20 protein-coding genes and 1 pseudogene are annotated in these 16,545 nt (G+C 57.1%); 15 read left to right on the forward strand and 6 right to left on the reverse strand.

The window, feature by feature from the left end:
- Nucleotides 1-26: 26 nt before the first annotated feature.
- From AC3WMT_RS21990 to AC3WMT_RS22010, 5 genes are read left to right on the forward strand one after another with little or no spacing between them, the layout of a single operon-like run.
- Complete coding sequence (locus AC3WMT_RS21990; protein WP_103305014.1) at nt 27-752, forward strand: YcxB family protein; 726 nt, start codon at nt 27-29, stop codon at nt 750-752.
- Nucleotides 749-1,522 carry a PoNe immunity protein domain-containing protein gene (locus tag AC3WMT_RS21995; RefSeq protein WP_103305015.1) on the forward strand — a complete coding sequence of 258 codons (774 nt, stop codon included), beginning with the start codon at nt 749-751 and terminating at the stop codon, nt 1,520-1,522. The genes AC3WMT_RS21990 and AC3WMT_RS21995 overlap by 4 nt, the downstream gene beginning before the upstream one ends.
- A gap of 33 nt (nt 1,523-1,555) precedes the next feature.
- Entirely contained in the window at nt 1,556-2,362 is an 807-nt protein-coding gene (locus tag AC3WMT_RS22000; RefSeq protein WP_103305016.1) for a PoNe immunity protein domain-containing protein, read from the forward strand.
- On the forward strand, nt 2,359-2,892 hold the full coding sequence (locus AC3WMT_RS22005) for a hypothetical protein (RefSeq protein WP_103305017.1): 534 nt from the start codon (nt 2,359-2,361) through the stop codon (nt 2,890-2,892). The genes AC3WMT_RS22000 and AC3WMT_RS22005 overlap by 4 nt, the downstream gene beginning before the upstream one ends.
- 26 nt (nt 2,893-2,918) lie before the next feature.
- Complete coding sequence (locus AC3WMT_RS22010; protein ID WP_103305018.1) at nt 2,919-3,713, forward strand: PoNe immunity protein domain-containing protein; 795 nt, start codon at nt 2,919-2,921, stop codon at nt 3,711-3,713.
- A 62-nt stretch (nt 3,714-3,775) separates the two neighbouring features.
- Here AC3WMT_RS22010 and AC3WMT_RS22015 read toward each other — a convergent pair whose 3' ends face one another.
- On the reverse strand, nt 3,776-4,072 hold the full coding sequence (locus AC3WMT_RS22015; protein ID WP_103305019.1) for a hypothetical protein: 297 nt from the start codon (nt 4,070-4,072) through the stop codon (nt 3,776-3,778).
- Nucleotides 4,073-4,564: 492 nt separating this feature from the next.
- Here AC3WMT_RS22015 and AC3WMT_RS22020 point away from each other — a divergent pair, with 492 nt between their 5' ends.
- Nucleotides 4,565-4,834, forward strand: coding sequence for a DUF2790 domain-containing protein (locus AC3WMT_RS22020; protein WP_103305020.1), 270 nt, complete (start codon nt 4,565-4,567; stop codon nt 4,832-4,834).
- Between the two features lie 91 nt (nt 4,835-4,925).
- The gene (locus AC3WMT_RS22025) at nt 4,926-5,324 is read left to right on the forward strand and encodes a hypothetical protein (RefSeq protein WP_103305021.1); all 399 of its coding nucleotides are present in this window, start codon (nt 4,926-4,928) and stop codon (nt 5,322-5,324) included.
- Here AC3WMT_RS22025 and AC3WMT_RS22030 read toward each other — a convergent pair.
- Nucleotides 5,321-5,590, reverse strand: coding sequence for a DUF1652 domain-containing protein (locus tag AC3WMT_RS22030; RefSeq protein WP_103305022.1), 270 nt, complete (start codon nt 5,588-5,590; stop codon nt 5,321-5,323). The genes AC3WMT_RS22025 and AC3WMT_RS22030 overlap by 4 nt on opposite strands.
- A 370-nt stretch (nt 5,591-5,960) precedes the next feature.
- Between AC3WMT_RS22030 and eco the strand changes: the two genes are divergently transcribed.
- Together eco and AC3WMT_RS22040 are read left to right on the forward strand one after the other, a co-directional pair.
- Nucleotides 5,961-6,446, forward strand: a complete 486-nt coding sequence (gene eco / locus AC3WMT_RS22035; RefSeq protein WP_103305023.1) for a serine protease inhibitor ecotin — start codon at nt 5,961-5,963, stop codon at nt 6,444-6,446.
- Nucleotides 6,447-6,467: 21 nt separating this feature from the next.
- The gene (locus AC3WMT_RS22040) at nt 6,468-6,773 is read left to right on the forward strand and encodes an NIPSNAP family protein (protein WP_103305024.1); all 306 of its coding nucleotides are present in this window, start codon (nt 6,468-6,470) and stop codon (nt 6,771-6,773) included.
- Nucleotides 6,774-6,803: 30 nt separating this feature from the next.
- Here the strand turns inward: AC3WMT_RS22040 and ilvA are convergent.
- A pseudogene (ilvA, locus tag AC3WMT_RS22045) lies at nt 6,804-7,787 on the reverse strand (threonine ammonia-lyase, biosynthetic); the annotation flags it as partial.
- Nucleotides 7,788-8,072: 285 nt separating this feature from the next.
- Here ilvA and AC3WMT_RS22050 point away from each other — a divergent pair.
- Nucleotides 8,073-8,408, forward strand: coding sequence for a DUF2834 domain-containing protein (locus tag AC3WMT_RS22050; protein WP_103305026.1), 336 nt, complete (start codon nt 8,073-8,075; stop codon nt 8,406-8,408).
- Between the two features lie 210 nt (nt 8,409-8,618).
- Entirely contained in the window at nt 8,619-9,098 is a 480-nt protein-coding gene (locus AC3WMT_RS22055; protein ID WP_103305027.1) for a hypothetical protein, read from the forward strand.
- Nucleotides 9,099-9,142: 44 nt separating this feature from the next.
- Here the strand turns inward: AC3WMT_RS22055 and AC3WMT_RS22060 are convergent, their stop codons facing one another.
- A complete protein-coding gene (locus AC3WMT_RS22060; protein WP_103305028.1) occupies nt 9,143-9,913 on the reverse strand; it encodes a class I SAM-dependent methyltransferase in 771 nt (256 codons plus the stop codon).
- 159 nt (nt 9,914-10,072) lie between these two features.
- Between AC3WMT_RS22060 and AC3WMT_RS22065 the strand changes: the two genes are divergently transcribed.
- The 3 genes from AC3WMT_RS22065 to AC3WMT_RS22075 are packed head-to-tail and all read left to right on the forward strand — an operon-like array spanning nt 10,073 to nt 11,911.
- Entirely contained in the window at nt 10,073-10,606 is a 534-nt protein-coding gene (locus tag AC3WMT_RS22065) for a tetratricopeptide repeat protein (RefSeq protein WP_103305029.1), read from the forward strand.
- Nucleotides 10,607-10,658: 52 nt separating this feature from the next.
- Nucleotides 10,659-11,153: a sigma-70 family RNA polymerase sigma factor gene (locus tag AC3WMT_RS22070; protein WP_103305030.1), complete on the forward strand. Its 495-nt coding sequence runs from the start codon at nt 10,659-10,661 to the stop codon at nt 11,151-11,153.
- Nucleotides 11,153-11,911, forward strand: a complete 759-nt coding sequence (locus tag AC3WMT_RS22075) for an anti-sigma factor family protein (protein WP_103305031.1) — start codon at nt 11,153-11,155, stop codon at nt 11,909-11,911. Before AC3WMT_RS22070 ends, AC3WMT_RS22075 begins: the two co-directional genes overlap by 1 nt.
- 45 nt (nt 11,912-11,956) lie before the next feature.
- Here the strand turns inward: AC3WMT_RS22075 and AC3WMT_RS22080 are convergent, their stop codons facing one another.
- A complete protein-coding gene (locus tag AC3WMT_RS22080; protein WP_103305032.1) occupies nt 11,957-14,224 on the reverse strand; it encodes a hypothetical protein in 2,268 nt (755 codons plus the stop codon).
- 250 nt (nt 14,225-14,474) lie between these two features.
- Here AC3WMT_RS22080 and pncA point away from each other — a divergent pair, with 250 nt between their 5' ends.
- A complete protein-coding gene (gene pncA / locus AC3WMT_RS22085) occupies nt 14,475-15,101 on the forward strand; it encodes a bifunctional nicotinamidase/pyrazinamidase (protein ID WP_103305033.1) in 627 nt (208 codons plus the stop codon).
- Between the two features lie 138 nt (nt 15,102-15,239).
- Here pncA and AC3WMT_RS22090 read toward each other — a convergent pair whose 3' ends face one another.
- Nucleotides 15,240-16,541: an ATP-binding protein gene (locus AC3WMT_RS22090; RefSeq protein ID WP_103305034.1), complete on the reverse strand. Its 1,302-nt coding sequence runs from the start codon at nt 16,539-16,541 to the stop codon at nt 15,240-15,242.
- Between the last annotated feature and the right edge of the window lie 4 nt (nt 16,542-16,545).

Below are 16,545 nucleotides of genomic sequence, written 5' to 3' on the forward strand. Positions count from 1 at the left end.
AGAAAACGGATTTCGGATTCAGCACCATGGAATTGCAATACACCATCACCCCCGAACACACACAGTCCAGAATCGGCAAACTGGTTGAGCAGGAAATACTCAAGGATGATCAACTGAGGGCCAGCCTACTTGGCAAACTGGCTCGCATTGAGGATCGTCTGCTCGCGCCGGTCTTGTTTTTGCTCGGGCTGGTTGGCGGCATTCTGGGCGCTTATTTCCCGGCGCGCGAGTTGAGCCCGGAGAAGCTCATCGCCCTGGTGTTCTTCACCGTGGCATACGTGTTGTGCTGGCGGTTCTTCTCCGAACGCCTTCTAAATCGCTTGCGCAAGCGGATTGCCGCCAACCGTGCGAAACCTCGCAAGCCTTTTCATAAGGTAAACCTGCGCCTGATCGAATCAACGGTACGTGCCCGACTCAAGGCTGCTGAAGGCGCTTATCGCCTGGAATTCGATGAAGATGGTTTTACCTTGTTCTTTACCAAGGGCAAAGGCGCCAAAGGCAGACTTGCGTGGGATCAGATTGTGCGGCTCAAGGTAACACCCGACTTCTACTCCGTTGCGTGCGCAAAACTGGACAGCAAGGGCAAGGCCTATCACATCCCCAGACATAGCGAGGTGATGGACGTTGACTCGTATCAGCAGGGTTTGGAACTGTTTTTGAGCCGGATACCTGTTTCCGCATTTGACGACCAAACTTCAATGGTGCGAAATATGGGTACTTCCCTTGACTCAACAGGGAAAGTTCAGCAGTGAATATACGCCAACATCCTTTTACTAAAACCCATTACGAAAACTTCAAAAGAGAGCATGACGAGGTAATTGTTTTTTTTGAAACAAACACCTTTCAGTCCGATTCAGCAGAGGAAGAGGCGTCGCTGCGCGCCACATACTTCAAGCAACTAGCATTTGACAGGCTTTTGGCAGCATATACTGCTGGGGAAGAAATCTACTCCCTTATCCCGCTGCTTGAAGATCTGATAACAAAGCATGAACTCAGGCAAGCCAAACTCGCTGAATACCAGCGGACACCTGATATATCTCCACTTGCAATAAACGATTGGCTTGACGAATACGAAGAGTGTGTTCAGATCATTGGCTTTTGTATCCTATTGCATCGTACCGACCTGCTTAAGCGCTTTGTAGAACTAATCGACAGGGCGGGCTATGCTGGGGACGATACGTTATACGAAGATCTGCTCGTCAAATTACTTCCTGATAGACACGATGTAGATCAATGGTTCCACGAGACATATTCACCATTGATTCTGGCTATTTATGCAGAAAGTAAAGGGGAAGCATCAGAGTATCTAAAAAACTATTGCGCCCAATGGTACGCCGCATTTCAGCAAGCCCCTTGGCACGACTCGCATTTACAGGGCGAAAATGGAAATTACGTAGGATATTGGGCTATTGAAGCGGGTGCGATTGCCTATTTGTATGGCATTGATGACAGCCAGATAGACCATATGGTTTACCCAAAGGATCTGGTTGAATACGCTAGATCGCATGCTCCAAGCGCATAAACTTCAAACGCACTTTCGTCACGGACTTGACACTTGAATAGCAGACAAAAATATTTCACTACGGCTCGATATGAAAGTTTCAAATCCTACTTCGAGGAAGAGTTTGAGTTCTGGAAAGACAAGCTGTTCACGGCTGACTCTCCGGAGCAGGAGAAGTCTCTGCGAGCCAGAAATTTTCAGAGCCTGCACCTCCAGCACATTTTGATGCTTTACACCGCCGGAGAGGACATACAAAGCCTGATTCTTCCTTTGGAAACCCTGATTGCCAGTTACGAAGAACTGCAAAAATATCTGGCCATTTACGAGCAAATTCCCAATATCACGCCGCTCATCATCGATGACTGGCCCGACGAATACGAAGAATGCCTGCAAGTCATCAGCCTGTGTATCCTGCTGCACCGCACTGACTTGTTAAAACGCTTTGTCTCTTTGATCGACAATGCGGGATACGCCGGCATAGACACGCTGTATGAGGATTTGCTGACCAAGGTTCTGCCTGGGCGATTGGATATCGATCAGTGGTATCACGACGTCTCCACGCCGCTCATTCAGGCGATTTACGCTGAAGACAAGAGCGAAGCGTCGCGTTTTCTCAGTGAATACTGCAATAACTGGTATTGCACCTTTGAACAGGCGCCATGGCACGACACGCACCTTGACGGTGAAGAAGGCAGTTACGTGGGCTATTGGGCTCTGGAAGCGGGGGCAATTGCTTACCTGTATGGCATAGACGACAGCCAGATAGACCATATGGTCTATCCGAAAGACCTGGTCGAGTACGCAAGAAGCCATAAGCCGACCACTCGCAATAACGTCTATGAAATCGGCCCCATCAAATGAACAAGGTGTTTTACCTATTACTAATCACGCTGATGTGTCGCCCGGCGTGGGCAGGCTCGCAGAAAACGCTGTTGACCTGCCCTCTTTCGGACGGAACCAAAATAGCGTTGCTCGCCACTTCCAATGCAGACGGGCAGCGCCTGTTTGTGAAATTCGACGGCAAAATCGAAACAGCCTTTACGGACATGCCCGATGAGGACTTTGTCGGTGACGTGATGTTGGCAAAGTGCACAGGCGCCACTTTGATTTTTGCGTTGAACTACGGATCGCCTTATACCAAAGGGGTCGTCTTGCGCAAAGGTCCAGTAAGCAGCGTGCTGGAGCGTATTGATTTTGCCGAGAAGGCCTTGCCGCGTTTCTTGTACTTGAGCGCTGAACAGATGCGTCTGGTCATTCCCAACGAAGGATACGAGGTGCCCGAGAAGTACATCGTCTATGACTCTTTCGCAAAGAATGGCCAAACAGATGAGCCGCAAGGGTTTGATGTCTTGCCCGATCCGGGTGAATTCACAGTGATCGATCTGAAGTAGTTTGCATGGACAAGGAAGATCCCCGCATGCGTAAGCGCCAAGCGTTCCTGACTGACTCTTACTATCAAAAATCCATCCGGCTTTATGACGAAACCGAGTCCCGCTGGATGGGCCAAACCATGCAGGCTGACAGCCCCGAGGAGGAGCAGGCACTGCGTACGGCTTATTTCAAGGAAGCCGCGTTTAACGCTTTGCTGATCAGCTATACCGCAGGTGAGCCGATTGCCGCTTTGCTGCCGCGACTGGAGAAGTTGGTGGATTGCTATGAAATCCATCAGCGGGCGCTGGCTCTGGACGATGGTGCCAATGTTTCGCCTTTGGCCATTGATGACTGGCCGGATCAGTATGAAGAATGCGTTCAGGTCATCAGCTTGTGCATTCTGCTGCGGCGCACCGATTTGCTGGCGAGGTTCTGCACCCTGATTGATCGGGCTGGCTACGCAGGCGAGGACACGTTGTATGAAGATCTGTTGCGCAAGGATTTACCCGGCCGGGCAAACCTTGATGAGTGGTACCACGATTTGTACACCCCGCTGATCAGGGCGATTTACGCGGCAGATGCCTCAGAGTCCAGTGAGCTGCTTCGGCAATATTGCGAAGGTTGGTACGCCGGGTTTGAAGAGGAGCAAACCAACTGGCATGACAGTCATCTCGACATTGAAGACGATGACGGTAATTACGTCGGTTACTGGGCGTTCGAGGCCGCCGCCGTTGCTTTTCTGTATGAGATTGATGATCGCCAGAACGATCATTGGGCTTACCCGAAGGACTTGGTCGAATATGCGCGGCACCGGCAATCGACTGAAGTGACTCCCCGCTGAAGTGGCCTCATAAACAACTCAGCCTGCCCTCTTTCGATGGCAGGCTTTTTTGAGCGAAAAACTCAGACTGGCGCCTTCCAGTTCAACATCAGCTGTTGCGCGACTTGCAGCAAGTCGTTGCCATCCTGGGTCAGCAGGTACAGCGCGTGGGTGATGTGCGGAATGTCTTGCACGTCTGCGTGTTTGAAACAGAGGCAATGCAAGGTTTCGAGCAGGTCGGCCGAGGCGCGGACGCGCTGGACGGCGGCTTCGAGGATGTCTTTGGGATTGGCTTCGGTGTCGATGACCAGGGGCGCGCTTTCGGTGACGCCGCTGTTGAGGGGGATGTAGCGTTTGGGAGACGGAATAATAACTGGCATAGATGATTACTCAACTGTATTGAAGGTAACCGCCAGCACTGTGACCAAACAGTAGGGAGGCGGCCATGTACAGGCTTGGTCAACCGAGAACAGTTCAAACTCAGCTCGCCCGAAGGCGTCCTGCACACAGCCGCCACAGCAATGCACTACACGGACATAGATGTCCGCGGCGCAAATGATGGCACATATGCAATGAACTCTTCTCAGGTGACCAAACCCGAATCGCTGATTTTGCAGCGACGCCAAACCATAACCGCCCCACTCCAGCCACCGGAAGCAGACAAGGCATCGGCCCTTGTAGGAATACGCCATCCGTCCCGCAGAAATCGCCCTGCCCGCTGACAGCCGGCGTTCAGGTGGGTTAACCATCGCTTAACGCCGCGGTCAAAGACTCTACCTGACCGCACGCTCGCAGCCGTTGGCTGACGCCCAGTGCGGCAAGTTCGGCCAGATCCGCGTCGAACTTTCTTTGCGTCGCACGGGAGTCCTTTCATGAACATTCGTCCTTTCCTGCTCACCACCGCCCTCGCCTGCACCGCGTTCGCCGGGCTGGCCCAGGCCAACGACACGTCCACCACGTCCAATGCCGTGCCGTACCAGTACGGCATGCCGCTGCATGTGGCGAAGGTGGTTTCGATGACCGAGCCTTCCACGATGCAGTGCAAGGTCATTACCGCCGACATGAAGTACATCGACAACACCGGTAAACCCGAGGAGATCAGCTACAGGAAAATGTCTGACGCGTGCAACTTCCAGAACTGACAGAAACGTCTGATTTGCGGCTTTGCGGTAGGCGTGAAGGGTTTTGCGGAGTTATGCTCGGGGCCCCTCCTCACTGCCGCAAGGATTCGCCATGCAGTTGTCGTTTCGCACGTTGTCGACTTTCACTTCTTCGTTGTGTTTTCTGCTGGCGCTGGTCTGGGGCTTGGTGCCGGACATGTTGTTGGCGATCTGGAGTATCGAATATTCCGAGGGGGTCGGATTTGTTGCACGGCGCAGCGCGGTGCTGTTTGCGGCGCTGGGTGTGATGTTTTATCTGGTGCGCAGAGCGCCGGTGTCGATCGCGCGCAATGCGTTGAGCAACGGCTTTATCGTCGGTTGTTTTGGATTGGCGGTGCTGGGTTTCGCAGAATGGCTGAACGGCCACGCCGGCCCCGGGATTTTGCTCGCGGTGCTGGTCGAGTTCGCGCTGGGCCTTGGTTTCGTGCAGGCCCGGCGCGTGACGGTCGAACTGGGTGAAACGGTCGGTTAAACGGCTCGGGAGCGGGGACTGTAGTGGTGTGGCGTGGCTTGTTGCGCCAGATCCGAGCGCAGCCCGGCGATCAGTTCGTTGATTTCGCGACAGCCGTTGAGGTGGCTGGCGTCGATGCCGCTGACGTGCAGATCAACTTGATCGGTCTGGTGATCGCCGAAGACCTTGACGGTCATCGACAAGTCCGGCGACAGCGTGCATTGGCAACGTTTAGGCAGAAAACTGCTTTCAATGATATTGCGTAGTTCCAAGGCAGACAGAAACATGATGAACCTCTCCTTATTGATGAAACTGCCAATCAACTTTTCACGTTGACCGCTTTTGCTGCCCCTGCACGGGTGTGTCCCCGCTGTTTCCCTGGTGCAACAAACGGTTGTACTGCGAAATGCCCATTGGAGTGTAGGCGCCCGAATCCGGTGCGCTGCACCATAGAGACGCATAAACCATGCCTTTCATCGGATCGTTTTGACCCTCGTGAAATCAAGCACTTGGCGAACTGGCCAGTATTGGGCCAGTTGCAAATTGCAAGAAACGCCCCTCCAGGCCCTGCAATTTGCAATTCGTCGTCGGTTTGCATTCACCGCCAGTGACGGTAAGAATGCCCGTCAATCACACTACACCCGCAAGGAGGCTTCCATGGGTTCTTTCCGTGCTTACGCGACCACCGGCCTGATCATCGCCAGCCTTTCCACTGTCGCCCACGCAGCGAAACTGGAAGATGTCGCGCCGTATCCCAAGGCTGAACCGGGCTTCACGCGCCAGGTCATTCATCTGCCCAAGCAGGATCAGGAAGAGAACTTCCAGGTCGAGATTCTCGCGGGCAAAACTCTCGAAGTGGATTGCAATCGCCAGCGTCTGGGCGGGGTTCTGGACGAGAAAAACCTCGAAGGCTGGGGTTACTCGTTCTACCGACTGGAAAAGGTTATTGGCCCGATGAGCACAATGATGGCCTGCCCGCCCGGCTCGCAGAAGAAACGCGCGTTCGTGCCGGTCGTCGGCGACGGTTTCATGCTGCGGTACAACAGCAAGTTGCCGGTGGTGGTGTATGCCCCGTCGGACGTCGAAGTGCGTTATCGCATCTGGTCCGCCTCGGACAAAGTCGGCACCGCCATTCAGGAATAATCTGAACAAGGAGCGTCATCGGTGATTACCTGCCACGTCAGATACGTGATCGACCCTTATCAACTGGCCGAATTCGAGGCCTACGCCAAGGCCTGGCTCGGCATTGTCGAACGCTTGGGCGGCACTCATCACGGCTACTTTCTGCCGTCCGAGGGTGCGAGCAATATCGCCTATTGCCTGTTCAGTTTTCCGTCGCTGGCGGATTACGAAAGCTACCGGCACATCGCACTGACCGACCCGGAAAGTACTGCGCTGGTGCAATCACTGGTCGAGAAGAAGTTCATCGTCAGCTACGAGCGCAGCTTCCTGCGCCCGATGCTGCCCTGATCGCCATTACGCGGGGGCGCCGCACACAGCGGCGCGCTCGGCAACGTGTCGCAAACTGTCGAAGTTGATGTTGGCGCCGGAGTCGATCGCCACGAAGGTCTGACCGCGCACAGCGGTTCGCGCCACGTATTGCTTGATACCGGCCACGGCCAGGGCGCCGGAAGGTTCGGTGATCGAGCGGGTATCGTCGTAGATGTTCTTGATTGCGGCGCAGAGGTCGTCGTTGCTGACGGTTATCACCTCATCCACGCAAAAGCGACACACTTCAAATCCGTACTCGCCGATCTGTGCCACGGCCACGCCGTCGGCGAATGTGCCAACCGTGGGCAGCACCACCCGTTCGCCGGCTTGCAGGGCCGCTTTCAGGCAAGCTGAGTGCTCGGATTCGACGCCGATGATGCGCACGTCCGGGCGCAGATATTTGACGTACGCCGCGATCCCGGCGATCAAACCGCCACCACCCACCGGGACGAAGATCGCGTCCAGCGCGCCTTGATGCTGGCGCAGGATCTCCATCGCGACGGTGCCTTGGCCGGCGATCACGTCAGGGTCATCGAAGGGGGAAACGAAGGTGCGGCCGGTCTCTTCGGCCAGTTGCAGCGCATGGGCGAGTGCGAATGGAAAGCTCTCGCCGTGCAGCAGCGCTTCGGCGCCGCGACTGCGCACACCGAGGACTTTGAGTTCAGGCGTTGTCGAGGGCATGACGATGGTTGCCGAGATGCCCAGTTCACGTGCCGCCAGCGCCACACCTTGAGCATGATTGCCGGCGGATGCGGTGATCACCCCGCGTGCTTTCTGTTCAACACTCAACTGCACCAGTTTGTTGTAGGCGCCACGGATCTTGAAGGAGAACGTCGGTTGCAGGTCTTCGCGTTTGAGCAGGATGCGATTTCCCAATGCTTCGGACAAGGCTGGCGCAGCCTGCAGCGGCGTACGCACCGCGATGTCGTAAACCGGCGCGGCGAGGATCTTCTTCACGTAGTGCTCAAGCAGGGTTTGCGGGTCGTTCATCATCGTCTCCTGACTCACCTCCACTGCCGCGACTCCGACAGGGGAAGGTGTTTTTCGTTAAAACCCGGGAGACAGAAAGTAAAAACCCGCCTCTAGGGCGGGTTGGGTGCTGCAGTCGTGAGCTAGCCCGCCAAATGAGGAATGGCGGTAATAATGCTTGGCTGGCAGCGCAATACGGTGGAAGTCATGGACTGGAAATTAGCCCGAGCCCAGCCGGCAAGTCAATGGTCAATTGTGCGTGGCGAATGTAGGCTGGCGGTTCAGCTCATCACTTCAAGGAATGAACGCATGATGTCGATCGCCCTACCCCTCACGGCGCTGCTCGCTTTTACCGGTTACACCATTTCGGTGATGCTCCAGGCTGAGCAGTCGCTGATCGACTTCGGCATCAGCCTGATGTCGCGACCGGATACCGCGCAGGTGGTGATCGATCTGTACCTGCTGGCGACGATGGCCGGGGTGTGGATGGTCAAGGACGCCCGGTCGCTTGGCCGGTCGGTTTGGTCGGTGGTGCCTTATCTGTTACTGACAGCGGTTTTTGTGTCGATCGGGCCGTTGTTGTATCTGGTGGTGCGTGGGGTTCGGGAGCGCAGGAAAGTTGTTGATACACCTCAGTTGAGCTGATCCGGATTGTGGGTTGAAGCTGAATCAGTCTTCGGGAGCAAGCGCCTTCCCACAGGGAATAGAGTTGCACCGGTAAGTCGTTGGGTTAATGAAGCTGTCAAGCTGTGAGTACCTGTCAACTCTGACAGTTATGCCGCCAGTCCTGATGCAGTAGTTTGAACATTCACCGGGAGTTCACTCCCGCTTGTTCATGCATCAGGAGCGTTGACGATGACCGGATCAAACTCAAAAACTGACAATAGGTTTACTGCTGAGGTGAATGGGGGTGGACGCCCGCTGTTCAGTGCGGACAAGACGGAGCTGTCCCTCAAGTGGCGACCAGATCTGGGTTCCTATTGGCACGGCCACGGCGGACAGCTCATCTCGCAGCCAATTGATAATCAAAATGCATACCTGAATGTGTACGTCCCAGAGGATGCCACGATTGGCACCCACGAGATAACCAAGGATGGCAAGGATTATCGAGCAAGCTATGCCCTCGGCAACCCGGGTGATATTGACGAGTACCCAGCAGTATCAGGTGAACTGATCCTGAGCGTTGTGCCGACTGCTGGCGATGATCGGCTAGAGGGTACTTTCTGGTTCAAGGGCGTTCATGAAGATGGACGGCAGAAAGTCGATGTCACGAGTGGCGAGTTCAAATTGACTGCTCAGACCGCTTCCACACCTTCAACCTCAAAATCTGAGTAACACCGTCATTGAGGCAACCGTGTGCCCATCGCGGCCCGTTTGCCTCAGCCATGTTTCACCGCAACAAATGCGGCGGTTTCGTACGGCACCGTTACCACGTCTCTACCGCGCAGTGCCGGTTCCGATGCGATCAAGTCGCGAATCTGTTCGTCGACCTTCGCCCGCTGTGCCTGCGGCAGCGCGGCAATGAAACTGGTAGAGCGCACACGATTGAAAATCACGTCTTCCGGCGAGCCGGTGTGCCCGTGGTGAAACTGCTGCAATTGCAGTGGTCCGAACGCTGGATGCGGAAACGCCGTACGCCAGGCACCGGTGTAATAGCGCGGCGTATCGCCTTCCAGGGCATTGACGATGGCGTCGAGTTTCGGCACCCAACTGGCTTGTGGGTCGCGCAAGTTCCAGATCAGTCCCAACTTGCCGCCGGGCTTGAGCACGCGGGCGATTTCCGTCAGCGCCTCGGCACTGGCGAACCAGTGAAACGCCTGAGCGCAAACCACCGCGTCAACCGAGGCGTCCGGCAGTGGCAAGTCCGTCGCCGTGCCACTGACCGCCAATACCTGAGGCCAGGCTTCAGAGAGTTTTTCCAGCATCTGCGCCACCGGTTCCACGGCGATCACTTGCGCCCCGGTCGCCGCTAGACGTCCGGTGAACTTGCCGGTGCCGGCGCCCAGATCTATCACTGTTTTATGTCCATCAAGGTTCAGCGTGGTTGCCAACCAATCGCTGACCTGCGGCGGATAATCCGGCCGCCCTTTGACGTAGGTGTCGGCAGCGGTTTTGTAGCCGGCGGCGGAGTGATGGAGCTGATCTTTCATGGCAATTCCCCTTGCGGCAAAGCTTCGGATCAACGGCGGACGCTGACTAGCATAGCGTTTGAATTTACGCCTGCCCTGAACAGTCACTGACAATGCAATGAATAAAATTTCACCCTGTGGTGTTCAAAGTCAGACATAACCCTCTGTGGAGCCTTGCCCATGACTATCCGTTCCGTTATGTTCGCCGCCCCGTTGCTGCTGGTCGCTGCCCTGTCCAGCCATTTGGCGTTTGCCAATGGCGATGAGGACGAGCCGGTCAAGAAGCCCGAATGCCCCAAAGGTCAGGTCTGGGACAGCAAAACCCAGAAATGCGTGTTGCAAACCAGCCGCCTGCTGCCCGACGCCGACCGCACCGATTATGCCTACCGCCTCGCCAAGGACGGTCGCTACGAGGAGGCACTGGCGCTGCTCGACACCCTGCAACAACCGAACACCGCCAAGGCTCTCAACTATCGCGGCTACGCCACGCGCAAACTGGGGCGCACCGACGAAGGCATCGGCTATTACCTGCAATCGGTAAAACTTGATCCGCAGTACGCGCAAGTCCGCGAATACCTGGGCGAGGCTTATGTAATCAAGGGTCGCGTCGACCTCGCGCAGGAGCAGTTGCAACAGATCAAATCGATTTGCGGCACATCTTGCGAGGAGTACCAGGATTTGGCTGAAGCCATCAACGATTCATCGAAAACCTGAGCATTTATAAAGGACAGCCATCATCGTCAGCGATCAGGCATTCAGAGCAGAACTGGGACAGCATCTAGCGCGACTGTGGCGCTACGGTTTGTTGCTGTCGCGCAATCGGCATGTGGCCGAGGATCTGGTGCAGGCGACGTGCGTGCGGGCGCTGGAGCGTTCGGCGCAATACGTCGCCGGCACGCGCATGGATCGCTGGCTGCTGAGCATTCTGCATTCGATCTGGCTCAACGAAGTGCGCGCCCGCCGCGTGCGCCAAGGTGCCGGACAGGTCGATGCCGACGGGCAACTGGCGTTCGACGGTGAATACGCGGCGCAGACCCACGTCATGGCGGCGCAAGTGATTCGCCGGGTCGATGCATTGCCGGAAACCCAACGCGAAACGGTGTATCTGGCCTACGTCGAGGGCCTTTCGTATCGCGAAGTCGCCGAGATTCTGCAGGTGCCGATCGGCACGGTAATGAGTCGTCTGGCCACCGCTCGGCTGAAACTCGCCGAATACCCGCCGTTGCAAGCGGTGCCGAAGACCACCGGAGGAGACCACTGATGAACCCACCTTCGGATGAGCAATTGGTGGCGTATCTGGATGACGAACTCGACCCGGACAATCGCCATCGGCTCGACGCCGCCATCGCCGAGGATCCGCTGCTCAACTTGCGCGTGCAGTGGCTGAGCCGCAGCAGCCTGCCGTACAAAAATGCTTACGACGAACTGGCGCAGCAAGCGCCGCTGGATCGCCTGCAAGCTCGGCTCGATGCAATCCCCTCACCTGAAACGCCGGGATTGAGCCGGCGCTGGTTTATCGGTGCGGCGGCGGCAACATTGGTCGCCGCAGGTGTGCTGGCTGACCGCTTGGTGTTGGGTTGGCAGGCGCAACAAGCGCATAACTGGCGCGGTTTGGTCGGCGACTATATGGCGTTGTACGTGCCGCAGACCCTCGACCATCTGCCAACGGATGAGGCAACACTGCGTTCGCAGTTGCGTGCTGTCGATGCACGCCTTGGCCTGAATCTTTCAGCTGACGGATTGAAACTGCCAGGCGCCGAATTCAAACGTGCGCAAGTCCTCGAGTACGACGGCGTGCCGATCGCGCAGATCGTCTATCTGGATGCCAGGCACGGGCCATTGGCGTTATGCGTGACACGCTCGAACAGCGGCAGTCAGCCCTTGGCGCACGAGCGTCGGCATGAGATGAACGTGGTGTATTGGACCGAGCGTGAACATGCCTGGATGCTGATCGGGCATCACCCGTCGGCGGCACTTGTGCAGATGGCAACGCTGTTGAAATCGCGCGCCATCGGCTAGTGCCTCGACAGGCAAGTTCCAGCCAACGGAACTCGCCTCAGGGGATCAGACATCCACTTTAAAGGTGTCGAGGGTGAACCAGTCGGGTGTTGGGCTATGGAGTTCAAGTCGTGAGATTCCCGGCGCATCAAAAGCAACATTGACCGGTGTTCCAAACGACGAGCCTAACGGCTGACGGCCCAGCAGTGACCCGTTGCTGGCGTAGTAAGCCACCGTGCTGTCCTCATAATTCACGCTGAGATGGAAGAAACTGATTCGCGAACAGGCGTTCTTCAATTTGATTTCCACCACTTGCGCAGCCTGGCCGAACGCATCGCGGCCGATGCTCAGAACCTGCCCCTCGATCTGGCCTGGGAAAGATTGGCCGATCTCGGAGCGAGGCATGATCGCGCACTCGCCATCACCGGATTTGAAGGTGATCTGCATAGTTGGCGTTTCCATGATCTCGCCCCGTCTCGCCGTCTGGTCGGGTACACCGGTGAAATCTTCCAGTAACCTCGCAGGCGAATTCAGCACGGTGAAAGCCGGCGACTCGAACGCCACTGCAGCCGATTCGTCGTTGAGCCCGTCAAAGGCTACTTTTAACTCCATGCGCAAGCTTGATCCCGGTTTAAGCTTCGCGAGTTCGCTGCGGGGCAGCGCGTTGTCCAGCCCGCTGGCTATTTCAGGCTCTGTCACTTGAGCAGCCTGGGCAATGATAATCGGGTAATCATTTCCGTTGCGATCGGTGCCGTGCAAACAAAACCAGCGTAACTGCCCCACCGCCATGGACGGCCAGACCGCACATTGCGCTTGCGCACCGGCGGGGAAATCACCCAGATCGAGCACGCCGTTCCTGGCTTGAGGAATGGTGGGTATCGGCAGCCGTGGATCCCGATCCTCGATCCGCTTGATTGTCACGTCACGATGCGCGGAGGGTTGAGTGGTCGCGCCACGGAGCAACTGCCACGCAAGTTGCACTGTCTTGCCATGACTGGCCGCGAACACCGGAGACGCAATCAGGAAGTTGGCCCGGTGATTCTTGTTGAAAGCGCTCGCCGCAAATGCCGGCGAACCCAGCCCGGCGGCACCCTGGATCAACAGCCGTGCCTTGTCCCCGGGTTTGTCTTCGAGGTATTCCACTCGCGCTGTTACGCCGTCAGGCACAGCCAGAGGATCAATCACGTAACCGGAGCCCACAAGCACAGGCGCCAAAAGGTCCGTAGCGGGTTCACCGATAATGTCGACTTTTTGCACGTATGACCGGTCGAGCTCGCTCCCTTGGCTCACGCGCTGATAGCTGAACACTGCGTGCCCCTTCGCGGCACCGGCAAACGCTGCGTAAGGCAAAGGAATCGAGTAGGAGAACGGCGCGTTCTTCACCAGTTCCTTAAATGTCAGGTGCTCCAGCAACGCTCCGTCCTCACCATAGAAACGCCCCGTCAAGCGGATCTCATCGTCTCTGAGCCAGCTCCGCGATACATAGATTTGTGCGGTTGCCGGTTTGCCGGCCAGTTTTTCCAGCTCGATGATGCTGGCGTCATCGTCAGGATCATTGGGGTCTTCAGTGATGATCGGCGGGTCGTACCAAGTGCCATCGAGGTTGACGTACAGGTACTGGCTGGCCGAATTCGGGCTGTTGACATCCGGGCTGTTCCCGACACGATCGAGCACCGTGTAACGCAACTCGAAACGCGGGTTGTCGCCGCCAGCGCGAAATGTCGCCTCATCGATGGTCATCTGGATGGGCAGCTGTCGATCCGCTTCATCCGCACTGACCGCATGGCTCAGGGTTTTACCATTGCAATACAACACAACGGTGTCGAACGCTCTCATCAACGGGTAGGCGACTCTGACATTGACACCTGCACGCGCCCGGTCGGGATCGACACCTTCATCCAGTGCATCCGGCGGCACTTCAAGCATCAGCTCCGAATGGCCCTCCTCCTCAGGAAACCGATCAACATTCCCCGGACGCTTGTCGTGATAAATAACGGTCAATGGCGCTGACGCCTCAACCTCCAGTCCCCCTCGCTCCAAGGCGTATTCGAGGACATTCAGTGGGGTCTTCCACTTGCCCAGCGCCACGTACACGATCACACGTAGCGTCGCCTCGCCGGCGGCGATGATTGCCGACGTCACCCGCTCACCGTTCAGTCGAACCACGTAGACGTCACCGTCCTGGGCGGTGGACGCTGGTTCGATGAAAACCTTTACCCCTTGCGGGTAAAGATAAGTCAGTGCCAGCGGCAGTCCGGCGTCAGCATTTTCAGGCCCGAGGACCGGCTGAGTCATGCCGGGAATACGTGGTTTAACAAGGGTCTTGGCGTCCATAGCGGTTATCCTTTCTGGAACAGGACTCCAATGCGATGTCGGAACAGGAGTCGTGATATGCGCATGAGACACGCATTGCCCGTGTTCGCCTACTGTCAGATCTGACAGGTAAACCGCATAATTCAGCGCAAATCGCTACCGCTGGTCGGAATGCGCGGAAACATCCCGCCCGAATTTGCCGAACAGCCATTTGGCTGTATAGGAAAACCACTTCTATGCTGAACACGTGATTTCCAAGGAGGATCCACCGATGTCCGTTTCTTCTCGCACTGCATTATTGGTGATCGACGTTCAAAACGATTTCGTCCCCGGCGGCCGACTGCCGGTGCCCGAGGGTGATCAGATCGTACCGCTGATCAACAAGCTCTCGCGCCAGTTCAAACAGGTCGTCATCGCCCAGGATTGGCATCCGGAGGGGCACGCTTCTTTCGCCTCCAGCCACCCCGGCCGCAAACCCTACGATGTGATTCAACTGCCATACGGCGAGCAAACGCTCTGGCCTGAGCATTGCGTGCAAGCAACCGGCGGTGCCGAGTTCCACTCGGGCCTGGACCTGCCCCACGCACAACTGGTCATCCGCAAGGGCTGCAACCCTGACATCGACAGTTATTCGGCATTTCTTGAGGCCGATCGGCGCACCACCACAGGGCTGTCCGGTTATCTGAAAGAGCGCGGAATCGACACTGTCTACATGGTCGGTCTGGCGCTGGATTTTTGCGTGATGTTCTCGGCGCTGGATGCGCGGGCGGCGGGGTTCAATGCCTTTGTGGTGCTGGACGCCTGCCGGGCGATTGATATGGACGGTTCATTGGCGGCAGCGATGGACCGGATGCAGAGCGCAGGAGTCCACTTGATTCAATCCACCGAAATTTCCTGACACCCACCCTTTCCCTGTGGCGAGGGAGCTTGCTCGCGCTGGGTTGCGAAGCAGCCCCCTGCGTTCTTGCAATCAAATCGCGGGGGCTGGTTTTACGACGGCTGCGCCGCCGAGCGGGAGCAAGCTCCCTCGCCACGATCAGACGGGCGTCGGCAACCACAATCTGAACCGTGCGCCACCCAACGGCGAGGACTCGACTGTCAACGTCCCGCCCTGCGCTTCCAGGGCCCGGCGGCTTATGGCCAAGCCGAGGCCGAAACCACCGGTGGCGCGGTCACGGCTGCGGTCCAGTCGATAGAACGGCTCGAAAATCCGCTCGCGTTCATCGTCGGGAATGCCGATGCCGTCGTCGTCCACCCAGATTTCACAACCGCCCGCATTGACCTGCACGCCGATCTGGATACGCCTTTCGCAATAGCGCATGGCGTTGCGCAGCAGGTTCTGGATCGCCCGCGCGGTCAGACGCGGGTCGAGGGAAAAGCGTTCGAGCTGACCGTGCAGCAGCACGTCAATCACGATGTCCGGCGACTCCAGCTCTTCATCGACACTGCCCAGAATGCTGTCGATGAACTCATCCAGTGACACGTCAACCTGTTCCGGCAACTGCGCCGGATTCTGCAAGCGACTGTACGAGAGCAGCTCCAGCACCAGCTCATCCAGCTCGCGAATATGCGCGACCAGGCCCTGCAAGCGTTCGCGGCTGGCGGCCGGCAAGTCGTCGGACAGCGCCAGCGCCAGGCCGAAGTCCAGACGCGTCAAGGGCGTGCGCAGTTCGTGGGATACCGCGTTGAGCAGGTCGCGTTGCTGGTTGAGCAGGTTCTCGATGTCACCGGCCATGGTGTCGAACACATTGGCCAGACTGCCAATGTTCGAACTCGGGGCGATTTTCGTGCGTTCGCTCAAATGGCCTTTACCGAAGCGCTCAGCCGTGCCTTTGAGGCGCTCCAGATCACGCCAGTGCGGGCGCAACCAGATCAACAGGCAGGCGAGCAGCGTTGCGCCGATCAATACGTTGATGCTCCAGTACAACAGATTGACGTCCATCGGGTCGGGCGGCACGACCATTTGCACCACGGTGGTGTCGTCCAGCGGCGTGACCGCGAGCGTGCGCCAGCCCCAGTCGCCGATGCGCACGATGTTCTCGCCACGACGCAGACGCTCACCTTCTATAGCGCTGAAGTCAGCATCGTCGATACGCGCAAGGACGATGTGCAGCGGCTGGAAGTCCTTGTCCATCGACGCCGCCAGCGCTGGCCACTGGTCGTGCGGCACCGCGCGGAACTGCTTGGCGATGAGCGATTGCAGGCCCCGGGAATAATCAAGGTTGTAGGTGACAAAACGATCGCGGAACGCCATGACCACCAGATCCGGCACCAGATAGATCGCGGCGCTGTACGACACAATCGTCACCAGATACAGGCGAAACAGGATGCGAAACATCAGC

The organism is Pseudomonas sp. FW305-7 (genome assembly GCF_058786735.1).

Bases quoted from the DNA above. Each gene is read 5' to 3' on its own strand.
- AC3WMT_RS21990 (WP_103305014.1), top strand. From the start codon at position 27: ATGGAATTGCAATACACCATCACCCCCGAACACACACAGTCCAGAATC.
- AC3WMT_RS22005 (WP_103305017.1), top strand. From the start codon at position 2,359: ATGAACAAGGTGTTTTACCTATTACTAATCACGCTGATGTGTCGCCCG.
- AC3WMT_RS22010 (WP_103305018.1), top strand. From the start codon at position 2,919: ATGCGTAAGCGCCAAGCGTTCCTGACTGACTCTTACTATCAAAAATCC.
- AC3WMT_RS22015 (WP_103305019.1), bottom strand. From the start codon at position 4,072: ATGCCAGTTATTATTCCGTCTCCCAAACGCTACATCCCCCTCAACAGC.
- AC3WMT_RS22020 (WP_103305020.1), top strand. From the start codon at position 4,565: ATGAACATTCGTCCTTTCCTGCTCACCACCGCCCTCGCCTGCACCGCG.
- AC3WMT_RS22025 (WP_103305021.1), top strand. From the start codon at position 4,926: ATGCAGTTGTCGTTTCGCACGTTGTCGACTTTCACTTCTTCGTTGTGT.
- AC3WMT_RS22030 (WP_103305022.1), bottom strand. From the start codon at position 5,590: ATGTTTCTGTCTGCCTTGGAACTACGCAATATCATTGAAAGCAGTTTT.
- eco (WP_103305023.1), top strand. From the start codon at position 5,961: ATGGGTTCTTTCCGTGCTTACGCGACCACCGGCCTGATCATCGCCAGC.
- AC3WMT_RS22050 (WP_103305026.1), top strand. From the start codon at position 8,073: ATGATGTCGATCGCCCTACCCCTCACGGCGCTGCTCGCTTTTACCGGT.
- AC3WMT_RS22055 (WP_103305027.1), top strand. From the start codon at position 8,619: ATGACCGGATCAAACTCAAAAACTGACAATAGGTTTACTGCTGAGGTG.
- AC3WMT_RS22060 (WP_103305028.1), bottom strand. From the start codon at position 9,913: ATGAAAGATCAGCTCCATCACTCCGCCGCCGGCTACAAAACCGCTGCC.
- AC3WMT_RS22065 (WP_103305029.1), top strand. From the start codon at position 10,073: ATGACTATCCGTTCCGTTATGTTCGCCGCCCCGTTGCTGCTGGTCGCT.
- AC3WMT_RS22075 (WP_103305031.1), top strand. From the start codon at position 11,153: ATGAACCCACCTTCGGATGAGCAATTGGTGGCGTATCTGGATGACGAA.
- AC3WMT_RS22080 (WP_103305032.1), bottom strand. From the start codon at position 14,224: ATGGACGCCAAGACCCTTGTTAAACCACGTATTCCCGGCATGACTCAG.
- pncA (WP_103305033.1), top strand. From the start codon at position 14,475: ATGTCCGTTTCTTCTCGCACTGCATTATTGGTGATCGACGTTCAAAAC.
- AC3WMT_RS22090 (WP_103305034.1), bottom strand. From the start codon at position 16,541: ATGTTTCGCATCCTGTTTCGCCTGTATCTGGTGACGATTGTGTCGTAC.